The organism is Parapedobacter sp. (genome assembly GCF_053550995.1).
Genome location: NZ_JBMQOC010000059.1, coordinates 36,235 through 55,917, shown reverse-complemented (window position 1 = coordinate 55,917; position 19,683 = coordinate 36,235). Strand labels below are relative to the sequence as shown.

The following is a 19,683-nucleotide window of genomic DNA, read 5'->3' as shown; positions in this document are numbered from 1 at the left end:
GCTGGTAATGAAACGCGCATTGGAAGAGCGGCTGGGTTATGGTAAACGGTCGCGCGATTATGAACCGGAAGTGGAACAGCTTATCCGGTTGTACCAATCCGGAGGGGCCGTAACCGATATCCTGAATGCGGATATCGCGGCGGAACGCGGACAGGGCGATAGCGAACGGCTGTTTGAGCATATAGACGGCATCAAATTCCTTAACCATGAGATGGGATGTGGGGGTACACGCATCGATTCGGACGCGTTATGCGGTCTTCTTGCTGGATACATCACCCATCCGAATGTGGCAGGGGCTACCGTGCTAAGTCTAGGATGCCAGCACGCGCAGGCGTCGATACTCCGTGACGAAATTGCCAAGCGCGACCCACAGTTCGATAAACCACTGTATGTTTTTGAACAACAGCTGGTGGGTACGGAGACCGAGCTGATCCAACTGGCGCTCAAGCATACATTTGCCGGCTTGATGCAAGCCAATACCTTGCGTCGCCAGCCTGCACCGCTCAGCAAGCTTTGCATCGGTCTGGAGTGCGGTGGGTCCGACGGTTTCTCCGGTATATCTGCCAATCCCGCATTGGGCTATGTGTCCGACATGCTGGTAGCATTGGGTGGGTCGGTTATTTTATCCGAGTTCCCCGAATTGTGCGGCGTTGAGCAGGAGTTGAGCGACCGGTGCGTGGACGAAGAGACGGCATTGCGGTTTATGTCATTGATGAACACCTACAACGAGCGGGCGGAAGCGGATGGGTCGGGATTTTACGCCAATCCATCCCCGGGCAATATCCGCGATGGCTTGATTACCGACGCCATCAAATCGGCCGGTGCCGCAAAGAAAGGCGGAACTTCACCGGTTACGGCGGTGGTAGATTATCCCGGTGTGGCCAATACGCCGGGCCTGAACCTGCTGTGCACACCGGGTAACGACGTGGAAAGCACCACCGCCGAGGTTGCCGCTGGTGCCAATGTCGTGTTGTTTACCACCGGATTAGGAACGCCCACCGGCAATCCGATTGCACCCGTCATCAAGTTGGCAACCAATACCAAGTTGTATGAACGGATGCCCGACATTATCGACTTGAACTGCGGTACCGTCATTGAGGGCAAGGAAACCATTGAACAGGTCGCACATCGTATCCTCCGTTTTGTCATCGACGTGGCGAGTGGCATTGCGCAACCCAAGGCGGTACAATTGGGGCAGGATGATTTTATTCCCTGGCGAAGGGGAGTGTCTTTGTGAGGCTTTTGAGGTTTGAGACATGAGACATGAGACATGAGACAACAGGCAACAGACAATAGACGTTAGGCGTAAACAGCAAACAGCAAACAGCAAACAGCAAAACAGCAAAAATAATGACGAAAAGACTAGCTGGAAAAACAGCGATTATTACGGGTGGCGGTAGCGGCATCGGCCGCGCAATCAGTTGGCGGTTTGCCGAAGAAGGGGCTACTGTTCATATCCTCGAACTGAACACTTCAGCTGCGGACGAACTGGCGGTAGCTATCCGTGAAACAGGCGGGCAGGCAACTGCCCACCGATGTGACGTCAGTGTGCAGCACGACGTCCATAACGTTATTGCCGCCATCGGCCCCGCCGATATCCTCGTCAACAACGCTGGTATTGCGCATGTAGGTAAACTGGAAAACACATCGGAGGACGACTTCGATCGCATCATTAAGGTCAATGTCAAAGGGGCCTACAATGTGCTGCACGCGGTGGTGCCGCTGATGAAGAAGCAAGGGGGCGGTGCCATCCTCAACATGGCTTCGATAGCGACCCTCGTCGGCATTACCGACCGATTCGCGTACTCCACCAGTAAGGGTGCCGTCTTAGCCATGACCCTGTCGGTCGCCCGCGATTACCTGCACGATGGCATTCGGTGTAACAGTATTTCGCCGGCACGTGTGCATACCCCGTTTGTGGATGGGTTCATCGCCAAGAATTACCCCGGTAAAGAAGCGGAAATGTTTGAAACACTTTCCAAAAGCCAGCCCATTGGCCGCATGGCCCAGCCCGAAGAAATCGCCTCCCTGGCGTTGTATCTGTGCTCCGATGAAGCGGCATTCATCACCGGCAATGACTACCCCATTGACGGTGGTTTTGTCACGTTGAATAATTGATGAGATTTGAGATGCGAGATTTAAGACGCTAGACAACGGACGTTAGGCGTAAACAGCAAACAGCAAATAGCAAAAAAGCAAAACACAAGAAATGAAACTAATCCGATATGGCGACTCCGGCCATGAAAAGATAGGAGTGCAGCAAGAGGGTGTAAATTATGATGTCTCCGCTTTTGGTGGCGACTATGATGAGGCATTTTTTGAAAACAATGGCATTGCCCGGCTGGAAGAATTCATCAAAGCCAACGAAGGTAAATTAATTGCCGTGCCTGAAGGTGCACGCGTCGGGAGCCCGATAGCACGCCCGTCGAAAATCCTCTGCATCGGTCTTAATTATCGCGACCACGCTAAAGAGACAGGTGCTAAGATTCCTGAAGAACCCATTATCTTCATGAAGTCCACCACATCTTTATGTGGGCCGTATGATGATATTGTCATCCCCAAAAATTCGACAAAGACCGACTGGGAAGTGGAGTTCGGCATTGTTATCGGCAAGCGGGCATCCTATGTTTCCGAAGCCGACGCGTTCGATCATGTGGCCGGCTACGTTTTACATAATGACGTTTCGGAGCGCGAGTTTCAATTGGAGCGGGGCGGCACCTGGGACAAAGGGAAAGGTTGCGACACCTTTGCACCAATCGGCCCGTTCCTGGCTACCAAAGACGAAATAAAGGATATAAATGATGTGCGCCTGTGGCTTACCGTAAATGGCACCACCTACCAAGATGGCAGTACCCGCGACCTCATTTTCAGCGTGCCCTTTGTCATCAGTTACGTCAGCCAGTTTATGACGTTGCTACCCGGCGATGTGATTTCTACCGGTACACCGGCAGGGGTGGGGCTTGGCTTCAATCCGCCCATTTACCTCAAACCCGGCGACGTGGTCGAGTTGGGCGCCGATGGATTGGGCACTTCGCGCCAGGTAGTGAAAGCGTACCAAGGCTAATGTATATGCATGGATCGCATCGATAGTCATCAGCATTTCTGGCGATACCACCCGGTAAAAGATGCCTGGATTACCGAAGATATGGCTGCTATCCAGCGCGATTTCCTGCCATCCCAATTGAAGCCGTTGATGGACGCCCATCGGGTGTCGGGGTGTGTGGCGGTGCAAGCCGACCAATCGGAAATGGAAACATTGTTTCTGCTGGAACTCGCCGAACAGCACCCCTTTATCCGCGGTGTTGTCGGCTGGGTGGATTTGCAGGCACCCGACGTAGCCGACCGGCTGGCGCATTTCTGCCGCTTTCCCAAATTCAAGGGCGTCCGCCATATCGTGCAGGGCGAGCAAGATCCCCGCTTTTTGCTGCGCCCGGAATTTATGGCTGGCATTGAAGCGTTGGCACCGCACGGGCTTACCTATGACATTCTCGTGAAGCCGCATCAGCTCGAAGCAACGGCTGAATTTGTTGCCAACTTCCCCGGACAGCCGTTCGTTATCGATCACCTGGCAAAACCTTATATGAAGGCGGCGGTACATGAGCCTTGGGCAACGCAGCTGGCGGATATTGCCGCGTACGGCAATGTATGCTGTAAACTGTCGGGGATGGTTACCGAGGCCGATTGGGCCGCATGGAAACCGGCGGATTTTGCCTTTTACATCCAACATGTATTCGCGGTATTCGGCCCCCACCGGGTACTGTTCGGTTCTGATTGGCCCGTGTGTAACGTAGCCGCGCCATACGGGGAAGTTGTCGGCATAGTGGAGCGGGCAATCGACCACCTGCCACCCTACGAACAGGAACTGATTTGGCATACCAATGCCGTGGATTTTTACCACTTATAGTATCATGGACTTAAAATTGAAGGATAAGGTTGTCGTAGTAACCGGCGGAGCCAAAGGGATCGGTAAAGGGATTGCCTTGGCGTTGGCTGCCGAAGGGGCCATCCCCGTTATAGTGGGGCGCAAACAGGGTGATAACGAGAAGGTGCGGTCGGAGATTGTGGCAGCGGGCGGACAAGCGTTTTGCGTGGAAGCCGAGTTGACGCAGCCCGAAGAATGCGAGCGAGCAATAGCTGATGCACTGGCCCGTTTCGGCCGTATAGACGGTTTGGTGAACAATGCCGGCGTAAACGACAGTGTGGGACTGGAAAATGGAAGCTATCAGCAATTCATGGATAGCCTGCATAAGTCGCTGATCCATTACTATCTTTTGGCGCACCATGCACTGCCGGCCTTGAAGAAAAGCAAAGGGAGTATCGTCAATATCGGTTCGAAAACCGCTGACACCGGCCAGGGGGGGACCTCGGCTTATGCTGCTGCCAACGGCGGGCGCAATGCCTTGACACGGGAATGGGCAGTAGAGCTGCTGAAATATGGTATCCGGGTGAATGCCGTGATTGTGGCCGAATGTTATACGCCGTTGTATGATCGATGGATCAAGACACTGCCCAATCCGCAGGATATGTTAAAGAAAATCACCGACCGCATCCCGTTGGGTCAGCGGATGACGACCGCTTCGGAAATCGCCGACACAGTGGCCTTCCTTTTGTCTGAACGATCGAGTCATACCACGGGGCAACTGGTGTATGTGGATGGCGGCTATGTACACCTGGATCGTGCCATCGATTAGCAGCTATTCAACCACCACACCCATTTTACTGAATTTGTCGATACGGTCGTTTACCAATTGGACGACCGTTTTCTTTTGGAGGACAGCCAAATCACTTAGGAGTTGCTGTTTGACCGCTTCCGCGATTTCTTGCGGGTTGTGGTGGGCGCCACCAAGGGGTTCTTTGATGATGCCGTCGATGAGGCCATTTTTCGACATATCGGCGGCCGTCAATTTCAACGCCTCGGCAGCCCGGTCCTTATAATCCCAGCTCCGCCATAGGATGGAAGAGCATGATTCGGGCGATATAACCGAGTACCAGGTATGTTCCAGCATGTATACCTTGTCGCCCACGCCAATGCCCAGCGCGCCACCCGAGGCACCTTCCCCGATAACGACGCAGATGATGGGCACCTTCAATACGGCCATCTCCATCAGGTTCCGCGCAATCGCCTCTCCCTGTCCGCGCTCTTCGGCCTCTATCCCCGGATAGGCTCCCATCGTATCGATGAGTGTAACCACCGGTTTGCCGAATTTCTCGGCGAGCTTCATGAGCCGTAGTGCCTTTCGGTAGCCTTCGGGGTTAGCCATGCCAAAGTTTCGGAATTGGCGCTCTTTGGTGTTTTTGCCTTTTTGGTGACCGATAACCATCACCGATTGGCCGCCAATGGTAGCAAAGCCGCCCACCATGGCTTTGTCATCGCGCACATTCCGGTCGCCATGGAGCTCGATGAAATCATCGCAGATCAGGTTGACATAGTCGAGGGTTTGGGGCCGGTCAGGGTGGCGCGACATCTGCACCTTTTGCCAACCCGTCATGTTATTGTATATCTCCAGTTTGGTTTTCTCCAGTTTGTCCTGCAATTCCGCCAAGGTAGCACTCATGTCTACCTTCGTCTTATCGGCTACCTGGTTTACCTTCTCAATCTGCATCAGCAGATCGGCAATGGGCTTTTCAAAATCAAACGTTGTCTCCATACATGCAGTATTGCGAAAATCGGCTGCTAAGGTAGGGAATTGTAGCGATTAATAAAAAAGTAGGTTTGTAGGCACTGGCGTGGTTTTTGCGTTCATTTGCATTGTTCAGTTAAATCATACATTTTCGATAACGTCTATGGTCAGATCTATTACCCTCTCTTTTCTGGTTTCGTGTATGTTTGCCGTTGCTGCCCAAGCGGATACCTACCCGGGCGTTTTGTTTGAAAACAGCGTACTGAAAGGAAATTATATGTACAGCGATGTCTACCACGGCGAACACAGCTGGGTGGAAAATGCCGCTGGACGGTTGCCCGTGTCAGACTCCATTTTCTTTACACCAGGTAACTCCCTTTCGTTGAAATATATGTCTGCAGCGAATGGCGATTGGCACACGCAGATTAATTTCCCGAAAACAGCCAATAGCTACTTTTTGGATGTGGCGGACGTGTTGACGTTCAAATTGTATGTCGTATCCAACACCGAGCCCGGGGCGTTGCCCAGGTTGTCGGTGACCCAGCGCGATACCGTAAGCAACAGCTTTGAGCTGGCCGACTATATTGATGGTTTCCGCACAAACATGTGGCTCGATGTGCGTGTGCCGGTTAAGGCCATCGGCGGACTCCTGTCGGGAGAGCCTATTGAGGGCATCCGGTTATCCCAAGGGCAGGCTGATACCGCCACCCATTGGCTGTATATCGATCAAATCGAGTTTGTTTCTGCAAATCCGCCGCGGGCGAAACTATCGTCGCCAGCAGTGCTGGCCTCGGCTACGCCCTACGACCGGCACGTGGACCTTACTTGGCAATTACCACTCACGCCGAGTATCCGGTATATCAAGGTTTACCGCGCGGAAGACAATGAACATTTCGAGCCCGTAGCCATCCGGCCAGTGTTTGTACAGAAGTACACCGATTTTGTGCCGTATCCGGATAAAACATATTACTATAAGATTGCATGGGTAGATTACGATTACCTCGAATCGCCGTTTTCAGATGCGGTTGAAGCGACGACACAAACGGCCAGCGACAGCACCTTACTAGACTTTATGCAAGCTGCCCATTTCAATTATTTCATGGAGCATGCTGAAATAAACTCCGGTATGCACGCCACCCACTTCGGTATCGACGACGCTACCGTATCGGTAATGGAAACCGGCTTGAGTATATTGTCGCATGTGGTTGCCGTGGAACGCGGTTTTATATCGCGGAAGGTCGCCATCGACCGGCTGCGGCGGATGGTCGACTTCCTGGCGAAAGTGGAGCGCTATCACGGGGCTTTCCCAGCGGCGATTGACGGACGTACCGGAAAGGGTATTTTCGAAGTGGACAGTGTGCCGGAGGCCGATCTCCCCGCGACGGCATTCCTGATGCAGGGCTTACTGGTTGCTGAGCAGTATTTCGGTACGGATAGTACGGTCGCCGACCTGACGGGCAAAATCGCGGCGCTATGGGATGGTGTTGAATGGAACGAATTCGTGGTGGCCGGCCAGCAGCATATCCTTTTGGACCGATGGTCGCCAGTGGCGGGGTTCAAGCATGCACGCCCAATGGGCGGGTTCGGTAGTGATTTTATCAGCTATATCCTTGCATTGGCATCGCCGCGGTATTCGGTACACCCCGATGCTTATGTCGAAGGGTTGGGTATCCCACGGGAGTTGGCCGATTCGGCCTACGTTATGGAACTGGCTGAAAACGATGCTTTTGCCGTGGACGTGGGCAGTGAGCAAAGTGCAAGTACGCTGCCCCGTTATCGCGAGTTTTCCTATACGACCGATACGACGTTATATGGGCTGCCCATAACCGTCGGTTCGTTAGATACCACATTGCTACAGGCCTATACACCATTCCTTGCTTTTGACCCACGTGCCAAGCGTGATACGTTTACGAATTATTTCACCAATAATGTGCATTTGACCAAGGCAACGCGGCGGCGCGATAACGAGCAGGGTTATGGCGGCTTTTCGACAAATATATGGGGCGGGACCGTAATCGAAACGGACTCATTGACAGGGGCGGATTCACTGAATAGGTTGCATGTAATTAATCCAGCGATCGCGAGCGCCAGTTATGCATACATGCCCAAAGAGGCGCTCCGCTCCATCCGCGAACTGTATGATCGGTATGGTCCCATGCTTTTCACCGAATACGGGTTCCGTAAGTGGATCGCCCCCGAAAGAAATGCCATAGCCGACGGCTTTGATGCCCTCCAACAAGCTGCGGTGGTGGTGATGATTGAAAATGGGCGCACTGGTCTGATATGGGATCTTTTCTCCAGTCATCCTGATATACGAAAGGTTATTGAACAGCATTTCCACATTGAATAGTTTATCTTAAATCATCCGTTATAACATGAAAAAATACATTGTCTTTCCGCTCTTAGTTGCTTTTTCAACGACCTTGTTCTCCTGCAAAAACAAAAAGATGGCGGTCAACCCCGGTGCACAGGTAACCATTGACGGTACCCAAGACGGCCTACAGCATGTGCAGCGCGACTTCGAAGATGCCGCCATGACCGATCGCGGCATCATGGTTACGTTTGATTCGGATGTACTGTTCCCCCTCAACTCGTCTTATCTGACCGATCAGGCCAAGGGCGAGATTGATAAACTGATCAACCTATTGGCCGATTACCCCCATGCTTCATTGATCGTAGATGGCCATACGGACGCTACCGGTACGGAAGAGTACAATCAGTGGCTGTCGGAGAAAAGGGCTGAATCGGTGAAAAAATACATCGCCGACCATGGCATCGACGGCAGTCGGATAACCACCAACGGCTATGGCCAAGCCAAGCCAATCGCGGCGAACAACACCAAGGAAGGCCGGCAGCAAAACCGCCGGGTGGAGGTGACCATCGCCACCCCGAAGCAGTAAGCTAGGTTAGCAGGGCTTTTACATGGGTGGCCTTCACGGGTTTGCCATAGAAAGTTTCTGCTTTTCCCTCAAAATCCATGGCATTGTCTGTTGTAAAGAAACGGATGTTGCCTCCTTCGGTACATAGCTGCTCCACTTCTGGGTGGCGTAGCAGGTAATCGGCCAGACTATCGGCTACCAATTCACCCTGAGCAAGCAGGCGTATAGGCTCGGGAAGGAAGCGCCGTATCAAAGGGTATAATAACGGATAGTGGGTGCAGGCCAGCACCACGGTGTCGATATGCGGTGATTGCTGAAGGAGCCGACCGATTTCACGCTCCACAAAATAGGCCGTACCGGGCGAATCCAGCTCCGCGTTTTCGACCAAGGGTACCCAAAGGGGACAAGCCTGTTGATGGACGGTAATGTCGGGATAGAACTTCTGGATCTCGATGGGGTACGACATCGATTTTACCGTTCCGGGCGTGGCCAGAATGCCGACATGCCGCGTTTCGGTGTGGCGGCCGATGACTTCGGTGGTGGGCCGGATAACCCCCAGCACTTTGCGGAGGTCCGACTGCTTGGGCAGATCGCGCTGCTGGATGGTCCGAAGTGCTTTCGCCGATGCGGTGTTGCAGGCCAGCACCACCAAATGGCAATCCATTGCAAAAAGCTTTTCCACGCATTCCTTCGTATAAGCATATACTGTTTCGAACGAGCGCGTGCCGTAGGGTACGCGTGCATTGTCGCCCAGGTATACGTAATCATACTGGGGCAGCCTACGCACGATGTCGCGGAATACCGTCAACCCTCCAAAACCCGAATCGAAGATGCCTATTGGACCCATTTTTTAGACATTAGATATGAGACATTAGACATTAGACATTAGATATGAGACACTAGATATGAGACTCTCAAATCTCAAATCACACATTACACATCTCAAAACTACTTCAACAAATAGGGCTTTTCCTTATAGGTTTTCCACAGGAATTCGCCAAATAGCGTGTTCGCCCAAGCAAACCATTTACGTGTAAATTTCTTGGGGTCGTCTTTATGGAAAGATTCATGCATAAAACCGGTGCCGCCGTGGGTGCGTTTCAATAAATCGATGCATTTTTTTACCTCACTGTCGTCAATGGCGGTCAACCCGCGCATGGTAATACCCATGGGCCAGATCATATCCCTGCCGATGTGGGGTCCGCCGATGCCCTCAGCCGCCGATCCTTTAAAGAAAAAGGGATTGCCTGCGGATAATACGTATGCGCGCGTGCGCTGGTATATGGGGTCGTCCACTTCCACTGCACCGAGGTAGGGAAGTGATAGCAGGCTCGGGATGTTGGCGTCGTCCATCATCATGTAGCTGCCGAAGCCATCTACCTCATACGCATATACGCGGCCATGCATGGGATGGTCTACAATGCCATACGCATTTACGGCTTGTTCTACTTCATTGGCAAGTTCAAGCATTTCCAGTGCCAATGCCTGCTCATTGGCGATATTGGCGAGCATTTCGGCCGATTGGCGTAGGCTCACGATGGCAAATAGGTTGGATGGGATGAGGAACGAAAAGACCGTCGCGTCGTCACTCGGCCTGAAGCTCGAACAGATCAGCCCAATGGGGTTGACCGGATAGCCGTAGCCATCTACTTGCAGCGTGTCGGAACCGCGGGCGGTGGTACGCTCAAATCGGTAGGGACCGAGGCTATCCTTCCGCTGCTGTTCCTTAAATGTTTTAAGGATGTTGCGCTGAGCCGCCACCCACTCGCTACCAAAAGGCGCCTTGTCGTCGGTGGCTTTCCAGTAGGCATATCCCAAACGGACCGTGTAGCACAGTGAGTCGATTTCCCACTTACGCTCGTGGATACCGGGCTTCATATCGGTATGGTCGCTACCCCACTCGCCCACTTTGGTGGGGTCGTTATAAAACGCGTTGGCATAAGGGTCTATGTTGATGCATTGGCTCTGCTTGTTCACCAAGCCAGCGATGAGTCGCTGCAATTGGCTATCTTCGGCCATGAAAGGTAGATACGGCCATACCTGTGCGCAACTGTCGCGCAACCACATAGCGTCGATATCGCCGGTAATGACGTAGGTGTAGGGTTTCCCATCCTGTTCTTCCGGGTATACGGTGGTATCTAACGTGTTCGGAAAGCAATTTCCAAAAAGCCATCCCAATTCCTTGTCGGTAGTGAATTGTTGGAATTCCCGGATTGCCCGTTCAATGGCGTCGCTTGAAAAATGCCGCTCGCCCTGCGCAATACGTACCGTTGGGAATTCCTCCGATGCGGAGGCCAGCGAGAATTTACCGGCCAATAAACCTGCGCCGAGCAAGGAGGAATTCTGGATGAATGTTCTTCGTTTCATGCGTTATTGTATTATTTGGTTTGTTAACGTATATCGTCGCTCTTCATTTTGCTTTACGCCATGCAATATGCAAAAAAAGTAGCAAATAGGAAGGGAGGTTGGATTATGGCTCAATTCTTGGAAGGCAAATGTTATCTTTGCTGACTGACTGATACACGATGAGTAAACTTTTATCTTTTCAGCGCTTCCGGCTGTTGTTGGTTATTGCATTCGGTTGTGGCTTTGCACACCGTAGTGCCGCCCAGGCAACCTACCAACCGTATTCCTATCATTTTTACCAAAAGTTGAATAGTACGCTCTACGGTACCGATACCCGTCTGCATACGGCCGTGAAGCCCATGATTATGGGTAAGGCCCTGGTGCCACGGTACGATTCGCTGATGCAACTTGGGGTGTATGAGCGGTACTCGTGGGGCGGGCGCAAACTATACAATGAGCACCTGGTCGAAGCGGGCGACGATGATTATACGTTTTATGCGGACTTCCTGCCCGATTTCCAGGTTGGCCGTGATTTCGCCGGCGGTGGGCGCACGACCTGGCTTAACACCCGTGGCGCGCAGGCCGGTCTAACCATCCAGGATAAGTTCTCCCTGTACGTGAATTTCTTCGAGAACCAGGCCGTGTTCCCCGATTACCTCGATAAGTATATCTTTACGCACACGGTCACCCCAGGCCAGGGCTACGGAAAATCTATGGCCGACAACCCCGGCAAAAAGGACTGGATGTACGGGTCGGCCGTCCTATCTTATACGGTAAACGATTACCTGAACGTTACCTTGGCTTACGACAAGAACTTTATAGGCGACGGATATCGGTCCGTATTGCTGTCGGACGTATCATCCAATTACACCGCACTGAAATTGACGGGCGAGTTGGGCAACGTGCAGTACATGAGCATGTGGGCCTATATGCTCGACCCGATGCATCCTCGTTCGCTCGACTCCGTAAGTCGTGCAGGCGATAACTGGAAGTGGGGAGCATTCCAATACCTCGATTGGAATGTAACCAACCGATTCTCTGTAGGGCTTTTCCAGTCGGTGGTATGGGGTGCCCGGAACGCTGCCGGACGGCGAGGCTTTGATTTCAATTACCTCAATCCGATTATTTTCATGCGGCCTGTGGAGCTGACGAATACTTCGTCGCCGGATAAGATGCACCTCGGATTGAATACCAAATACAAGGCATTGCGCAACCTCACCGTATACGGACAGTTCCTGCTGGGCGAATTTACGGCGAAAGAATTTTTCTCCGGAAACGGCCACGTGAACAACAAATGGGCCGCGCAGCTTGGTTTCCGTGGCTTTGATGCGTTCGGCGTCAAAGACTTGAATTTCCTCGCCGAGTACAATACGGCACGACCTTATACCTATACCCATTTCGATCCGGTAAGCAACTACAGCAATTATGGCCAGCCGCTGGCTCACCCTTGGGGCGCCAATTTCCGGGAGCTAGTGGGTATATTGAATTACTCGTACAAACGGTTCGATTTCTCGTTCCAAGGCACTTGGGGGCAATATGGCACCGATCCCGATTCGACCACCAATTGGGGTGGTGATATCTTCAAGTCGTATGCGACGCACCAGCAGGTGTACGACAACCGGATCGCCCAGGGGGTACGCAACAACCTGCTATACGCCGACGGACGTATATCGTACCTGTTCAACCCCAAGTATAACCTGCGGGTAGAGGCGGGGGCGGTCTATCGGCGGCATGGGGTGCCCGAGCAAGGTAAGCACCATCAAACGGGCATGCTGACACTCGGTTTGCGCGCATCCTTCCGAAATTTGTATTACGATTTTTAAACAGGCGCTGAGTTATCTCCACTTTTTTTTTGATATTGTACCACTATGAGCAGGATCATCATCATCAATGGCCCCAACCTGAACCTGTTGGGCGTGCGCGAAAAAGGTATTTATGGCGAGCAGCGGTTTGAGGATTATTTCGAGAGGTTGAAAGCGGAATACCCCAGGGTGGAGCTGTCCTATTTCCAGAGTAACCACGAAGGGGAGCTTATCGACAAAATCCATGAAGAGGGGTTTTCGGCCGACGGGATCGTGCTCAACGCGGGGGCTTATACGCACACGTCGCTGGCACTCGGCGATGCCATCGCCGCCGTGATCACACCGGTGGTTGAGGTGCACATTTCCAACGTATACGCCCGCGAGGCTTACCGCCACCATTCGTACCTGGCCAAAAATTGTAAAGGCGTTATCTGTGGCTTCGGCCTTGATGGTTATCGCTTGGCCGTAGCGAGTTTACTGCCAAAATAAGCATGGCCAAGCTGGCGCAGCCGGCCATCACTGCTGCCATGGGCACCGTGGTGCCGTTATGGTAATAGCTCACCAGTCCGGAAGACAATGCCCCACAAGCCATCTGTAAGCTGCCCAATAGTGCAGACGCGCTGCCCGCTAATTTACTGAAGGGGCCAAGGGCTAGTGCCGACGTGTTGGGGAAGACAAAGCCCTGTGAACCGAGAAACAGGAAGATCAGTGCGACCATCACAAAAAGGTTGATATAGCCGGCGAGGCAAAGGCCAAGGAGCAGGAGCCCGATGGAGGATTGTACGATGAGCGCGATTTTGGCGATCTGTTCACTGCTGTATTTGGTAAGCAGGTACCGGTTCAGCTGGCTCGCCGTAATCAGCGCGGATGCAATGAGGGCGAATACGAGGCCATACTGGCTTTCATCCAGGCCATAAAGGTTGATCATCACATAGGGCGACCCCGCCAGATAGGCGTACAATCCAGACGATGCCAGTCCACCGGCAAACGCATAAGTAATGAATTGCCGGTTCCGGAATACCTGCCAATACGATTGGGTAATGGGGCGGGGCATGAGCGACATGGCCGGATTGGGGCCCTGGCTTTCGGGTAGGAAGAAGACGACAGCTGCCAGGATACCGGTGGTGATAAGCGCTAACACCACAAATATGCCGTGCCAGTCCCAATGTGCCATCACGAAACTACCCACCGTAGGTGCCAATATGGGGGAGATGCCGATAACGAGCATTAACATGGAAAAAACCTTCGCACTTTCGGTGGGACCAAAGAAGTCGCGCACCATGGCACGCGAGGCGACCATGCCGCCGCAGCTACCCAATGCCTGCACGAAACGGTAAGCAATGAGGTGGTCGGCCGAATTGGTCAGGGCGCAGCTGATGGAGGCCAAGATATAGATGACTAATCCTACGATAAGCGGTGCCTTACGGCCGAAACGGTCGAGCAACGGCCCGTAGATAATCTGGCCGGAGGCGATACCGATGAAGAAGGATGTAAGCGATAGCTGGATATGCGCGACGGTCGTATCCAGGCTTGCTGCAATGGCGTCGAAGCCCGGTAGGTACATATCGATAGAGAACGGACCGATGGCCGAGAGCAGCCCGAGGGTAACGAAGACGAAAAACCGGTGCCGTTGCGTAACTGTCATGAGGCTTGCAAAAGTAACATTTTGGCTTTGCCCTATTGTTCGCTCATTGTCAAAAACGGTGCCGGAGGGATAACTGCAGATCCCTCAACCTAACTCGCGGCGGCCGCTCTATGCGGTCGGAATAGCAGATATACGCCAATGGCAATAAACGGTAGACTGAGCAACTGGCCCATGTTATACGTCATTCCTTCCTCAAAAGCTTCCTGGTTCTCCTTCAGGAATTCCAACGCGAAGCGGGCGCCGAAAAGGAGGATCAAGAACAAACCGAACAGGAAACCGGGTTTCAGTTTCGGCTTGCGGTGGTATACATTCCACAATAAGATGAAGATGAGGATGTAGCATATCGCCTCGTACAGCTGGGCTGGGTGGCGCGCAATGCTATCAACCCGCTCAAATACCACGGCCCAAGGGAGGTCCGATGGTAGTCCAATAATTTCGGAATTGAAGAAATTCCCTATGCGCACGAACGCTCCCGCTAACGGTATGACGATGACAAGCCGATCGGTGAGCCAAAGGAAATTGGTTTTGGTTTTCCTGCAGAAAAGGAAAAGACCGATCAAAATACCCACTGCTCCGCCATGACTGGCTAGCCCATGGAAGCCGGTGAGCATGAAGTTGCCGTTAGCATCAAAGGTATAGGGCAATATCATCTCCAATGGATGGGCCATGTAGTAATCAAACTCATAAAAAAGGCAATGACCCAGCCGTGCACCCAATAAGGTGCCCACGAAAATGTAGATACTCAGTTGGTCCAATAGCTCCTGCGATTTATTTTCGCGTTTGAAGATGTGAAGCATCAGTACATAACTGGTAATGAATGCTAGGAGGAAACATAACGTGTAATACCGCACTTCAAAACTGCCGATACTGAAGATCTCTGGTCTCGTATTCCAATGGATTGCGCCTAATATGCTGTCTATCATGGCTATGATATGTTTAGGTCGGTAAATATAGCGTTATCCCCCGACAATCGGTAAATCAACCTCAAAATAGTAGGGGATCAATCACATCCTCAAATCAACTCCCGGTTGTTCAATGAGTGCCAATCCGTCGGTAATTAATTTGCGGAGTTGGGGTTGGCGGTCCGATTTACGCAAGAGCCATGTTTCGATGTCTTTGGCCACTTGGGGCATGTGGTTGCTATGTTTGAGCACTTCCAGCAGTTCCAGCGCACACAACCAATCGTCGTTATGGTGTTGTTGTATGCGGTGCCATATCGGTAGCAGGGTATCGCCGTCGTGGTCCGATTCACGCACTTGGCGTAAAGTGGCGTATAGCTGATGCAACTGCAGGGTCTGGTCGGGATAATCGTGGGTAGGCGTGTACGCTTTCGAGACCAGTGACACTTGTTCGTAAGCTTCTTTATCTGCGGCACCGCAGAAGACGGAAACGATACGGTCACCTACGGCCATGTCGTAGTTGCCCCATTCGGGCCTGAAATAAACTTCGCCGGTACGGTTATCCGTTACGCTGCAATCTCGGAAAGCAATCCATATAATTTTGCCATTGGCACGGGAAATGCCGACCACTTTCCCTATGACGGTAACGCCCCGGGTGAACACCAGTGTCACGCGGGCGCCGGGGTGTATGCCGATGTTGGCCAATTCCACGTCGGAAAAATCTTCCAAGCTACGGGCCACTCCTGCCAGGGGGCCTACGGGCGACCCGAAGCCATGGGGGTGGCTTGCCTTTCCGTGGCCGTCCAACTGGCGGTTGCCTACGGCCAATGCGGTAGCACCTTGGGTTTGCAGGTAGCTGTCGTTGCCCGTGTCGGTAAATATGCCCGATACCTGCAGCCCGGAGCTGTAGACCGCGGTGCAGACGTTCTGGCATTCGATGGCTTTATCGATACTTTCTTTGCCGCCAACCCGGAAGGCCATCGTATCGGCAAACCGCTCAAGTACATGGAGCAGGTGTTCGAAGGTGGGCGTTACAAACAATTGCGGTTGTGGTTTGGTGATGTCGTAGGGGTAGTTTACGGTATCCAAAGAATAAGGTAGCTTGGGCACATCGGGCTGCATACATGAGGCGCTTTCGCCGATAGAGGAAAGTAGCCCGGCGCCGTATATCTTCGGCGCATCGATGGGTCCTATCAGCCCGTATTCGACGGTCCACCAATGGAGCCTGCTAAGCAAGGCCATTTCCGACGGTGCCCCCATGTCGGCCTGTATGCGTTCAAGCACGGCCTCTGCCGTCTTTATTTCAGCGGCCGCCGCATCGGGGCTTTCTTTGAGGATGGACAACTTGCGGATAGCCTCGTATTGTTCGAAATCTCGGTACGAAAACATGGCTTTGCTGCCTATTTCACCGAAGTGGCTGAGGTACTTCGCGTAATCGGGCTCGGCAATGATGGGAGCATGCCCGCTAGATTCGTGGATGATATCGGGGGCGGGTGTATATTCGATGTGTACCAGCTGACGGATATCGGCGGCGATGACGAGCACGTGGTGCGCTTGGAATTCCATGAACGCTACGGGCGGGATAAATCCGTCGACAGTGGCTGCGCCCCAACCGATTTTTTGGAGACTGTCGTTCATGGCCTGCAGGTCGGGAATATGTTCAATGCTCAGTCCGGCAGCCCGCAGGCCGGGAATATAGGGGTAATAGGCCACATCCTTCAGGTAACTGTAATTCTGCCGCATCACATACCGCCACACCGCTTGGTCAATGGGTGTGTACCGTTCATAGTGCTGCTCCACGAGGTATTGCTTCAGGTGGAGTGGAAGCCGCTCAAGGATAGGGTTTCCGTAGGTGTTCATCATTCAAATGCGTGCGCCGTAAAGATACGAAATTACGAGCATTTGAAGATTAAATTAGAGTTTCTGCCCCGCCTTCACTTTCCGTTCTTTCTTTGCCTGTTGTTTGAGGATGTATTCCTTTTCGAGGAATGCGATGATGGTGCCCGCGATATCTTTGTGGGTTGCTTTTTCGATGCCCTCCAGTCCGGGCGATGAGTTGACTTCTAGTACCAGCGGCCCGCGGTCCGACGGCAGCATATCCACGCCGCAAACCGTGAGCCCCAGTTCCTTTGCTGCGCGAACGGCGGTTTCGCGCTCTGCCTTATTTAATTTGATGACCTCGGCGGTACCGCCCCGGTGTAAGTTGGAACGGAATTCACCTTCTTTGGCGGTACGGCGCATGGCACCTACCACCTTACCGTCTACTACGAATGCACGGATGTCCGTACCCCGTGATTCTTTGATATATTCTTGTATGAGGATGTTGTTACCTAGGCCATAGAACGCTTCAATGACCGATGATGCCGCTTTTTTGGTTTCGGCCAAGACGACTCCGATACCCTGGGTACCTTCGAGCAGCTTGATGACCAACGGTGGGCCACCCACCATTTTAATCAAGTCATCCACGTCGTGCGTGCGTCGGGCAAAACCGGTAATCGGCATGCCTAGGCCTGCGCCGGATAAGATCTGCATGCAGCGTAGCTTGTCGCGCGAGCGGGTAATGGCTTGGCTGGGATTGGCTGATATCACGCCCATCACTTCAAATTGCCGTACGATGGCCGATCCATAGAAGGTAACCGAGGCACCGATGCGCGGAATGACGGCATCGATATCGGTGAGGTGCTGACCTTTGTAGTGGATGCTGGGTTGCCCTTGCCGGATACCCACGTAGCATTGGCCGTGGTCTATCACCACGCATTCATGGCCCCGCGACTGGGCGGCATCTACCAGCCTGCGCGTTGAGTACAGGCTTTTGATTGTCGATAATACTGCTATCTTCACGTGTGCTATATAATTTGCTTCACCCTATCGTTTGTTGCTGACCGATTTGGCGGATAGGTTTGACCGTGCCACATCGACGACGAATCTCTTACCGTGAAAGCTACGTCCCAACAACATCGGGAACTCCATGCCCGAGCGATCGCGCAGCGAGATTTCAATCCTGTGCTGTTCCCCGAATAGGGAAACGGTGGTGTTGATGATGTAGCGGTTTTCCGCTTGTCCGAATGAATTCTTTATCTTCCGTTCGCTATGGAACGGAAGGGTATACGTGCCGGTGGGTGGCTGGTGGCCATCATCCAACGGTCGGAATTCGACGTATTGTTTACGGCCCTTTTTTATCAGTTGGATATGGCTGCAATGCAATACAGATGTGCGGGCACCGGTATCAACCTTTGCTGCCACGCCATGGATGCCCAAATCAGGCAAATCCACGATTTCTTTCCAACCGATGGTTTCGGTCTTGATCACTATTAATGATATTGATATTCGCCAACTTGCGATTTGATGGTTACCTGTTTGGTGGCGGCATCCTCCACGCGGCCGACGACCTGTGCAGCAATCCCGAATTCGTTGGCTATGTGGATGATGTCGGGTGCGACCCCTTCGGGTACATATAACTCCATGCGGTGCCCCATGTTGAAAACCTTATACATTTCCTGCCAGGAAGTACCCGACTCTTCTTGAATAAGCCTAAAGAGGGGGGGGATGTCGAACAGGTTGTCTTTGATTACGTGGAGGTTGTTGATGAAATGTAGCACCTTGGTTTGGGCGCCGCCACTGCAATGTACCATGCCGTGTATCTGTGCACGATAGCTGTCGAGCACCTGTTTGATCACTGGAGCATACGTCCGGGTGGGGGACAGTACCAATTTCCCCACCGTCGTCGGCCCATGTCCAGGGATTTCGATGGTGTCTGCGAGACCCTTGGTGCCAGCGAACACCAACTCGTAGGGAACGGCGGGGTCGTAGCTTTCGGGAAATTGCTCAGCAATGGCTTTGCTGAATACATCATGACGTGCGGAAGTCAGTCCGTTGGAGCCCATACCGCCATTATAGGCTTGTTCATAGCTGGCTTGTCCATAAGACGCTAGCCCGACGATGACGTCACCTGCCTGTATGCGGTGATTTGAGATGACATCCTCGCGTTTCATCCGGCAGGTGACGGTGCTGTCTACGATGATGGTCCGCACCAAGTCGCCCACATCGGCGGTCTCACCGCCTGTGGCGTGTATGCCGACGCCTAGTTCGCGGAGCTCGGCCAAGATATCTTCCGTGCCGTTGATGAGGGCAGCAATGACGTCGCCGGGGATGAGGTTTTTGTTGCGCCCGATGGTGGAGGATAGCAGGATATTATCCGTAGCGCCCACACAGAGGAGGTCATCGAGGTTCATCACGATGGCATCCTGGGCGATACCCCGCCATACGGAAGCATCACCCGTTTCCTTCCAGTATACATAGGCGAGCGATGATTTGGTCCCGGCACCATCTGCATGCATGATGTTGCACCACGCCTCGTCACCACCCAATACATCGGGGATGATTTTACAGAACGCTTGCGGGAACAACCCCTTGTCTATATCTTTTATGGCATTGTGGACGTCCTCTTTGCCGGCAGATACGCCACGCTGGTTATATTTCAGCTCCGTCATC

General features: G+C 52.8%; 18 protein-coding genes. 9 read left to right on the top strand and 9 right to left on the bottom strand.

Features of this window, described 5'->3' with window-relative positions; translation table 11 throughout:
• The 5 genes from ACO1NT_RS08790 to ACO1NT_RS08770 all read left to right on the top strand — a co-directional run.
• Positions 1 to 1,237 (top strand): UxaA family hydrolase (locus ACO1NT_RS08790; RefSeq protein ID WP_449048219.1); only part of this gene is annotated, 1,237 nt, incomplete at its 5' end.
• Between the two features lie 113 nt (positions 1,238 to 1,350).
• Positions 1,351 to 2,118, top strand: coding sequence for an SDR family NAD(P)-dependent oxidoreductase (locus ACO1NT_RS08785; RefSeq protein WP_449048217.1), 768 nt, complete (start codon positions 1,351 to 1,353; stop codon positions 2,116 to 2,118).
• A gap of 91 nt (positions 2,119 to 2,209) precedes the next feature.
• Entirely contained in the window at positions 2,210 to 3,064 is an 855-nt protein-coding gene (locus ACO1NT_RS08780; protein WP_449048216.1) for a fumarylacetoacetate hydrolase family protein, read from the top strand.
• A gap of 9 nt (positions 3,065 to 3,073) precedes the next feature.
• Entirely contained in the window at positions 3,074 to 3,904 is an 831-nt protein-coding gene (locus ACO1NT_RS08775) for an amidohydrolase family protein (RefSeq protein ID WP_449048215.1), read from the top strand.
• Positions 3,905 to 3,908: 4 nt separating this feature from the next.
• The gene (locus tag ACO1NT_RS08770) at positions 3,909 to 4,691 is read left to right on the top strand and encodes an SDR family oxidoreductase (protein ID WP_449048213.1); all 783 of its coding nucleotides are present in this window, start codon (positions 3,909 to 3,911) and stop codon (positions 4,689 to 4,691) included.
• Positions 4,692 to 4,694: 3 nt separating this feature from the next.
• On the opposite strand, the gene ACO1NT_RS08765 is transcribed toward ACO1NT_RS08770, so the two are convergent.
• The gene (locus ACO1NT_RS08765; protein ID WP_449048212.1) at positions 4,695 to 5,648 is read right to left on the bottom strand and encodes an acetyl-CoA carboxylase carboxyltransferase subunit alpha; all 954 of its coding nucleotides are present in this window, start codon (positions 5,646 to 5,648) and stop codon (positions 4,695 to 4,697) included.
• 136 nt (positions 5,649 to 5,784) lie between these two features.
• Between ACO1NT_RS08765 and ACO1NT_RS08760 the strand changes: the two genes are divergently transcribed.
• Positions 5,785 to 7,971: a glucoamylase family protein gene (locus ACO1NT_RS08760; protein ID WP_449048211.1), complete on the top strand. Its 2,187-nt coding sequence runs from the start codon at positions 5,785 to 5,787 to the stop codon at positions 7,969 to 7,971.
• 25 nt (positions 7,972 to 7,996) lie between these two features.
• On the top strand, positions 7,997 to 8,521 hold the full coding sequence (locus ACO1NT_RS08755; protein ID WP_449048210.1) for an OmpA family protein: 525 nt from the start codon (positions 7,997 to 7,999) through the stop codon (positions 8,519 to 8,521).
• 1 nt (position 8,522) lies between these two features.
• On the opposite strand, the gene murI is transcribed toward ACO1NT_RS08755, so the two are convergent.
• Both murI and ACO1NT_RS08745 read right to left on the bottom strand, forming a co-directional pair.
• Entirely contained in the window at positions 8,523 to 9,347 is an 825-nt protein-coding gene (gene murI, locus ACO1NT_RS08750; RefSeq protein WP_449048209.1) for a glutamate racemase, read from the bottom strand.
• Positions 9,348 to 9,448: 101 nt separating this feature from the next.
• The gene (locus ACO1NT_RS08745) at positions 9,449 to 10,867 is read right to left on the bottom strand and encodes a glycoside hydrolase family 125 protein (RefSeq protein ID WP_449048208.1); all 1,419 of its coding nucleotides are present in this window, start codon (positions 10,865 to 10,867) and stop codon (positions 9,449 to 9,451) included.
• A 158-nt stretch (positions 10,868 to 11,025) separates the two neighbouring features.
• Between ACO1NT_RS08745 and ACO1NT_RS08740 the strand changes: the two genes are divergently transcribed.
• Positions 11,026 to 12,669, top strand: a complete 1,644-nt coding sequence (locus ACO1NT_RS08740) for a gliding motility protein RemB (RefSeq protein ID WP_449048206.1) — start codon at positions 11,026 to 11,028, stop codon at positions 12,667 to 12,669.
• Positions 12,670 to 12,714: 45 nt separating this feature from the next.
• Entirely contained in the window at positions 12,715 to 13,137 is a 423-nt protein-coding gene (gene aroQ / locus ACO1NT_RS08735) for a type II 3-dehydroquinate dehydratase (protein WP_449048204.1), read from the top strand.
• Here the strand turns inward: aroQ and ACO1NT_RS08730 are convergent.
• From ACO1NT_RS08730 to ACO1NT_RS08705, 6 genes are all read right to left on the bottom strand, one after another.
• Entirely contained in the window at positions 13,076 to 14,293 is a 1,218-nt protein-coding gene (locus tag ACO1NT_RS08730; RefSeq protein ID WP_449048203.1) for a multidrug effflux MFS transporter, read from the bottom strand. The two genes, aroQ and ACO1NT_RS08730, sit on opposite strands and share 62 nt — an antisense overlap.
• Positions 14,294 to 14,382: 89 nt before the next feature.
• A complete protein-coding gene (gene lgt / locus ACO1NT_RS08725) occupies positions 14,383 to 15,216 on the bottom strand; it encodes a prolipoprotein diacylglyceryl transferase (protein ID WP_449048202.1) in 834 nt (277 codons plus the stop codon).
• 81 nt (positions 15,217 to 15,297) lie between these two features.
• On the bottom strand, positions 15,298 to 17,055 hold the full coding sequence (locus tag ACO1NT_RS08720; protein ID WP_449048201.1) for an aromatic amino acid hydroxylase: 1,758 nt from the start codon (positions 17,053 to 17,055) through the stop codon (positions 15,298 to 15,300).
• A gap of 51 nt (positions 17,056 to 17,106) precedes the next feature.
• Positions 17,107 to 18,033: a 30S ribosomal protein S6--L-glutamate ligase gene (gene rimK / locus ACO1NT_RS08715; protein ID WP_449048200.1), complete on the bottom strand. Its 927-nt coding sequence runs from the start codon at positions 18,031 to 18,033 to the stop codon at positions 17,107 to 17,109.
• A gap of 24 nt (positions 18,034 to 18,057) precedes the next feature.
• Entirely contained in the window at positions 18,058 to 18,501 is a 444-nt protein-coding gene (locus ACO1NT_RS08710; protein WP_449048199.1) for an ATP-dependent zinc protease family protein, read from the bottom strand.
• Between the two features lie 2 nt (positions 18,502 to 18,503).
• Positions 18,504 to 19,682, bottom strand: coding sequence for an AIR synthase related protein (locus tag ACO1NT_RS08705; protein ID WP_449048221.1), 1,179 nt, complete (start codon positions 19,680 to 19,682; stop codon positions 18,504 to 18,506).
• Position 19,683 lies beyond the last annotated feature (1 nt).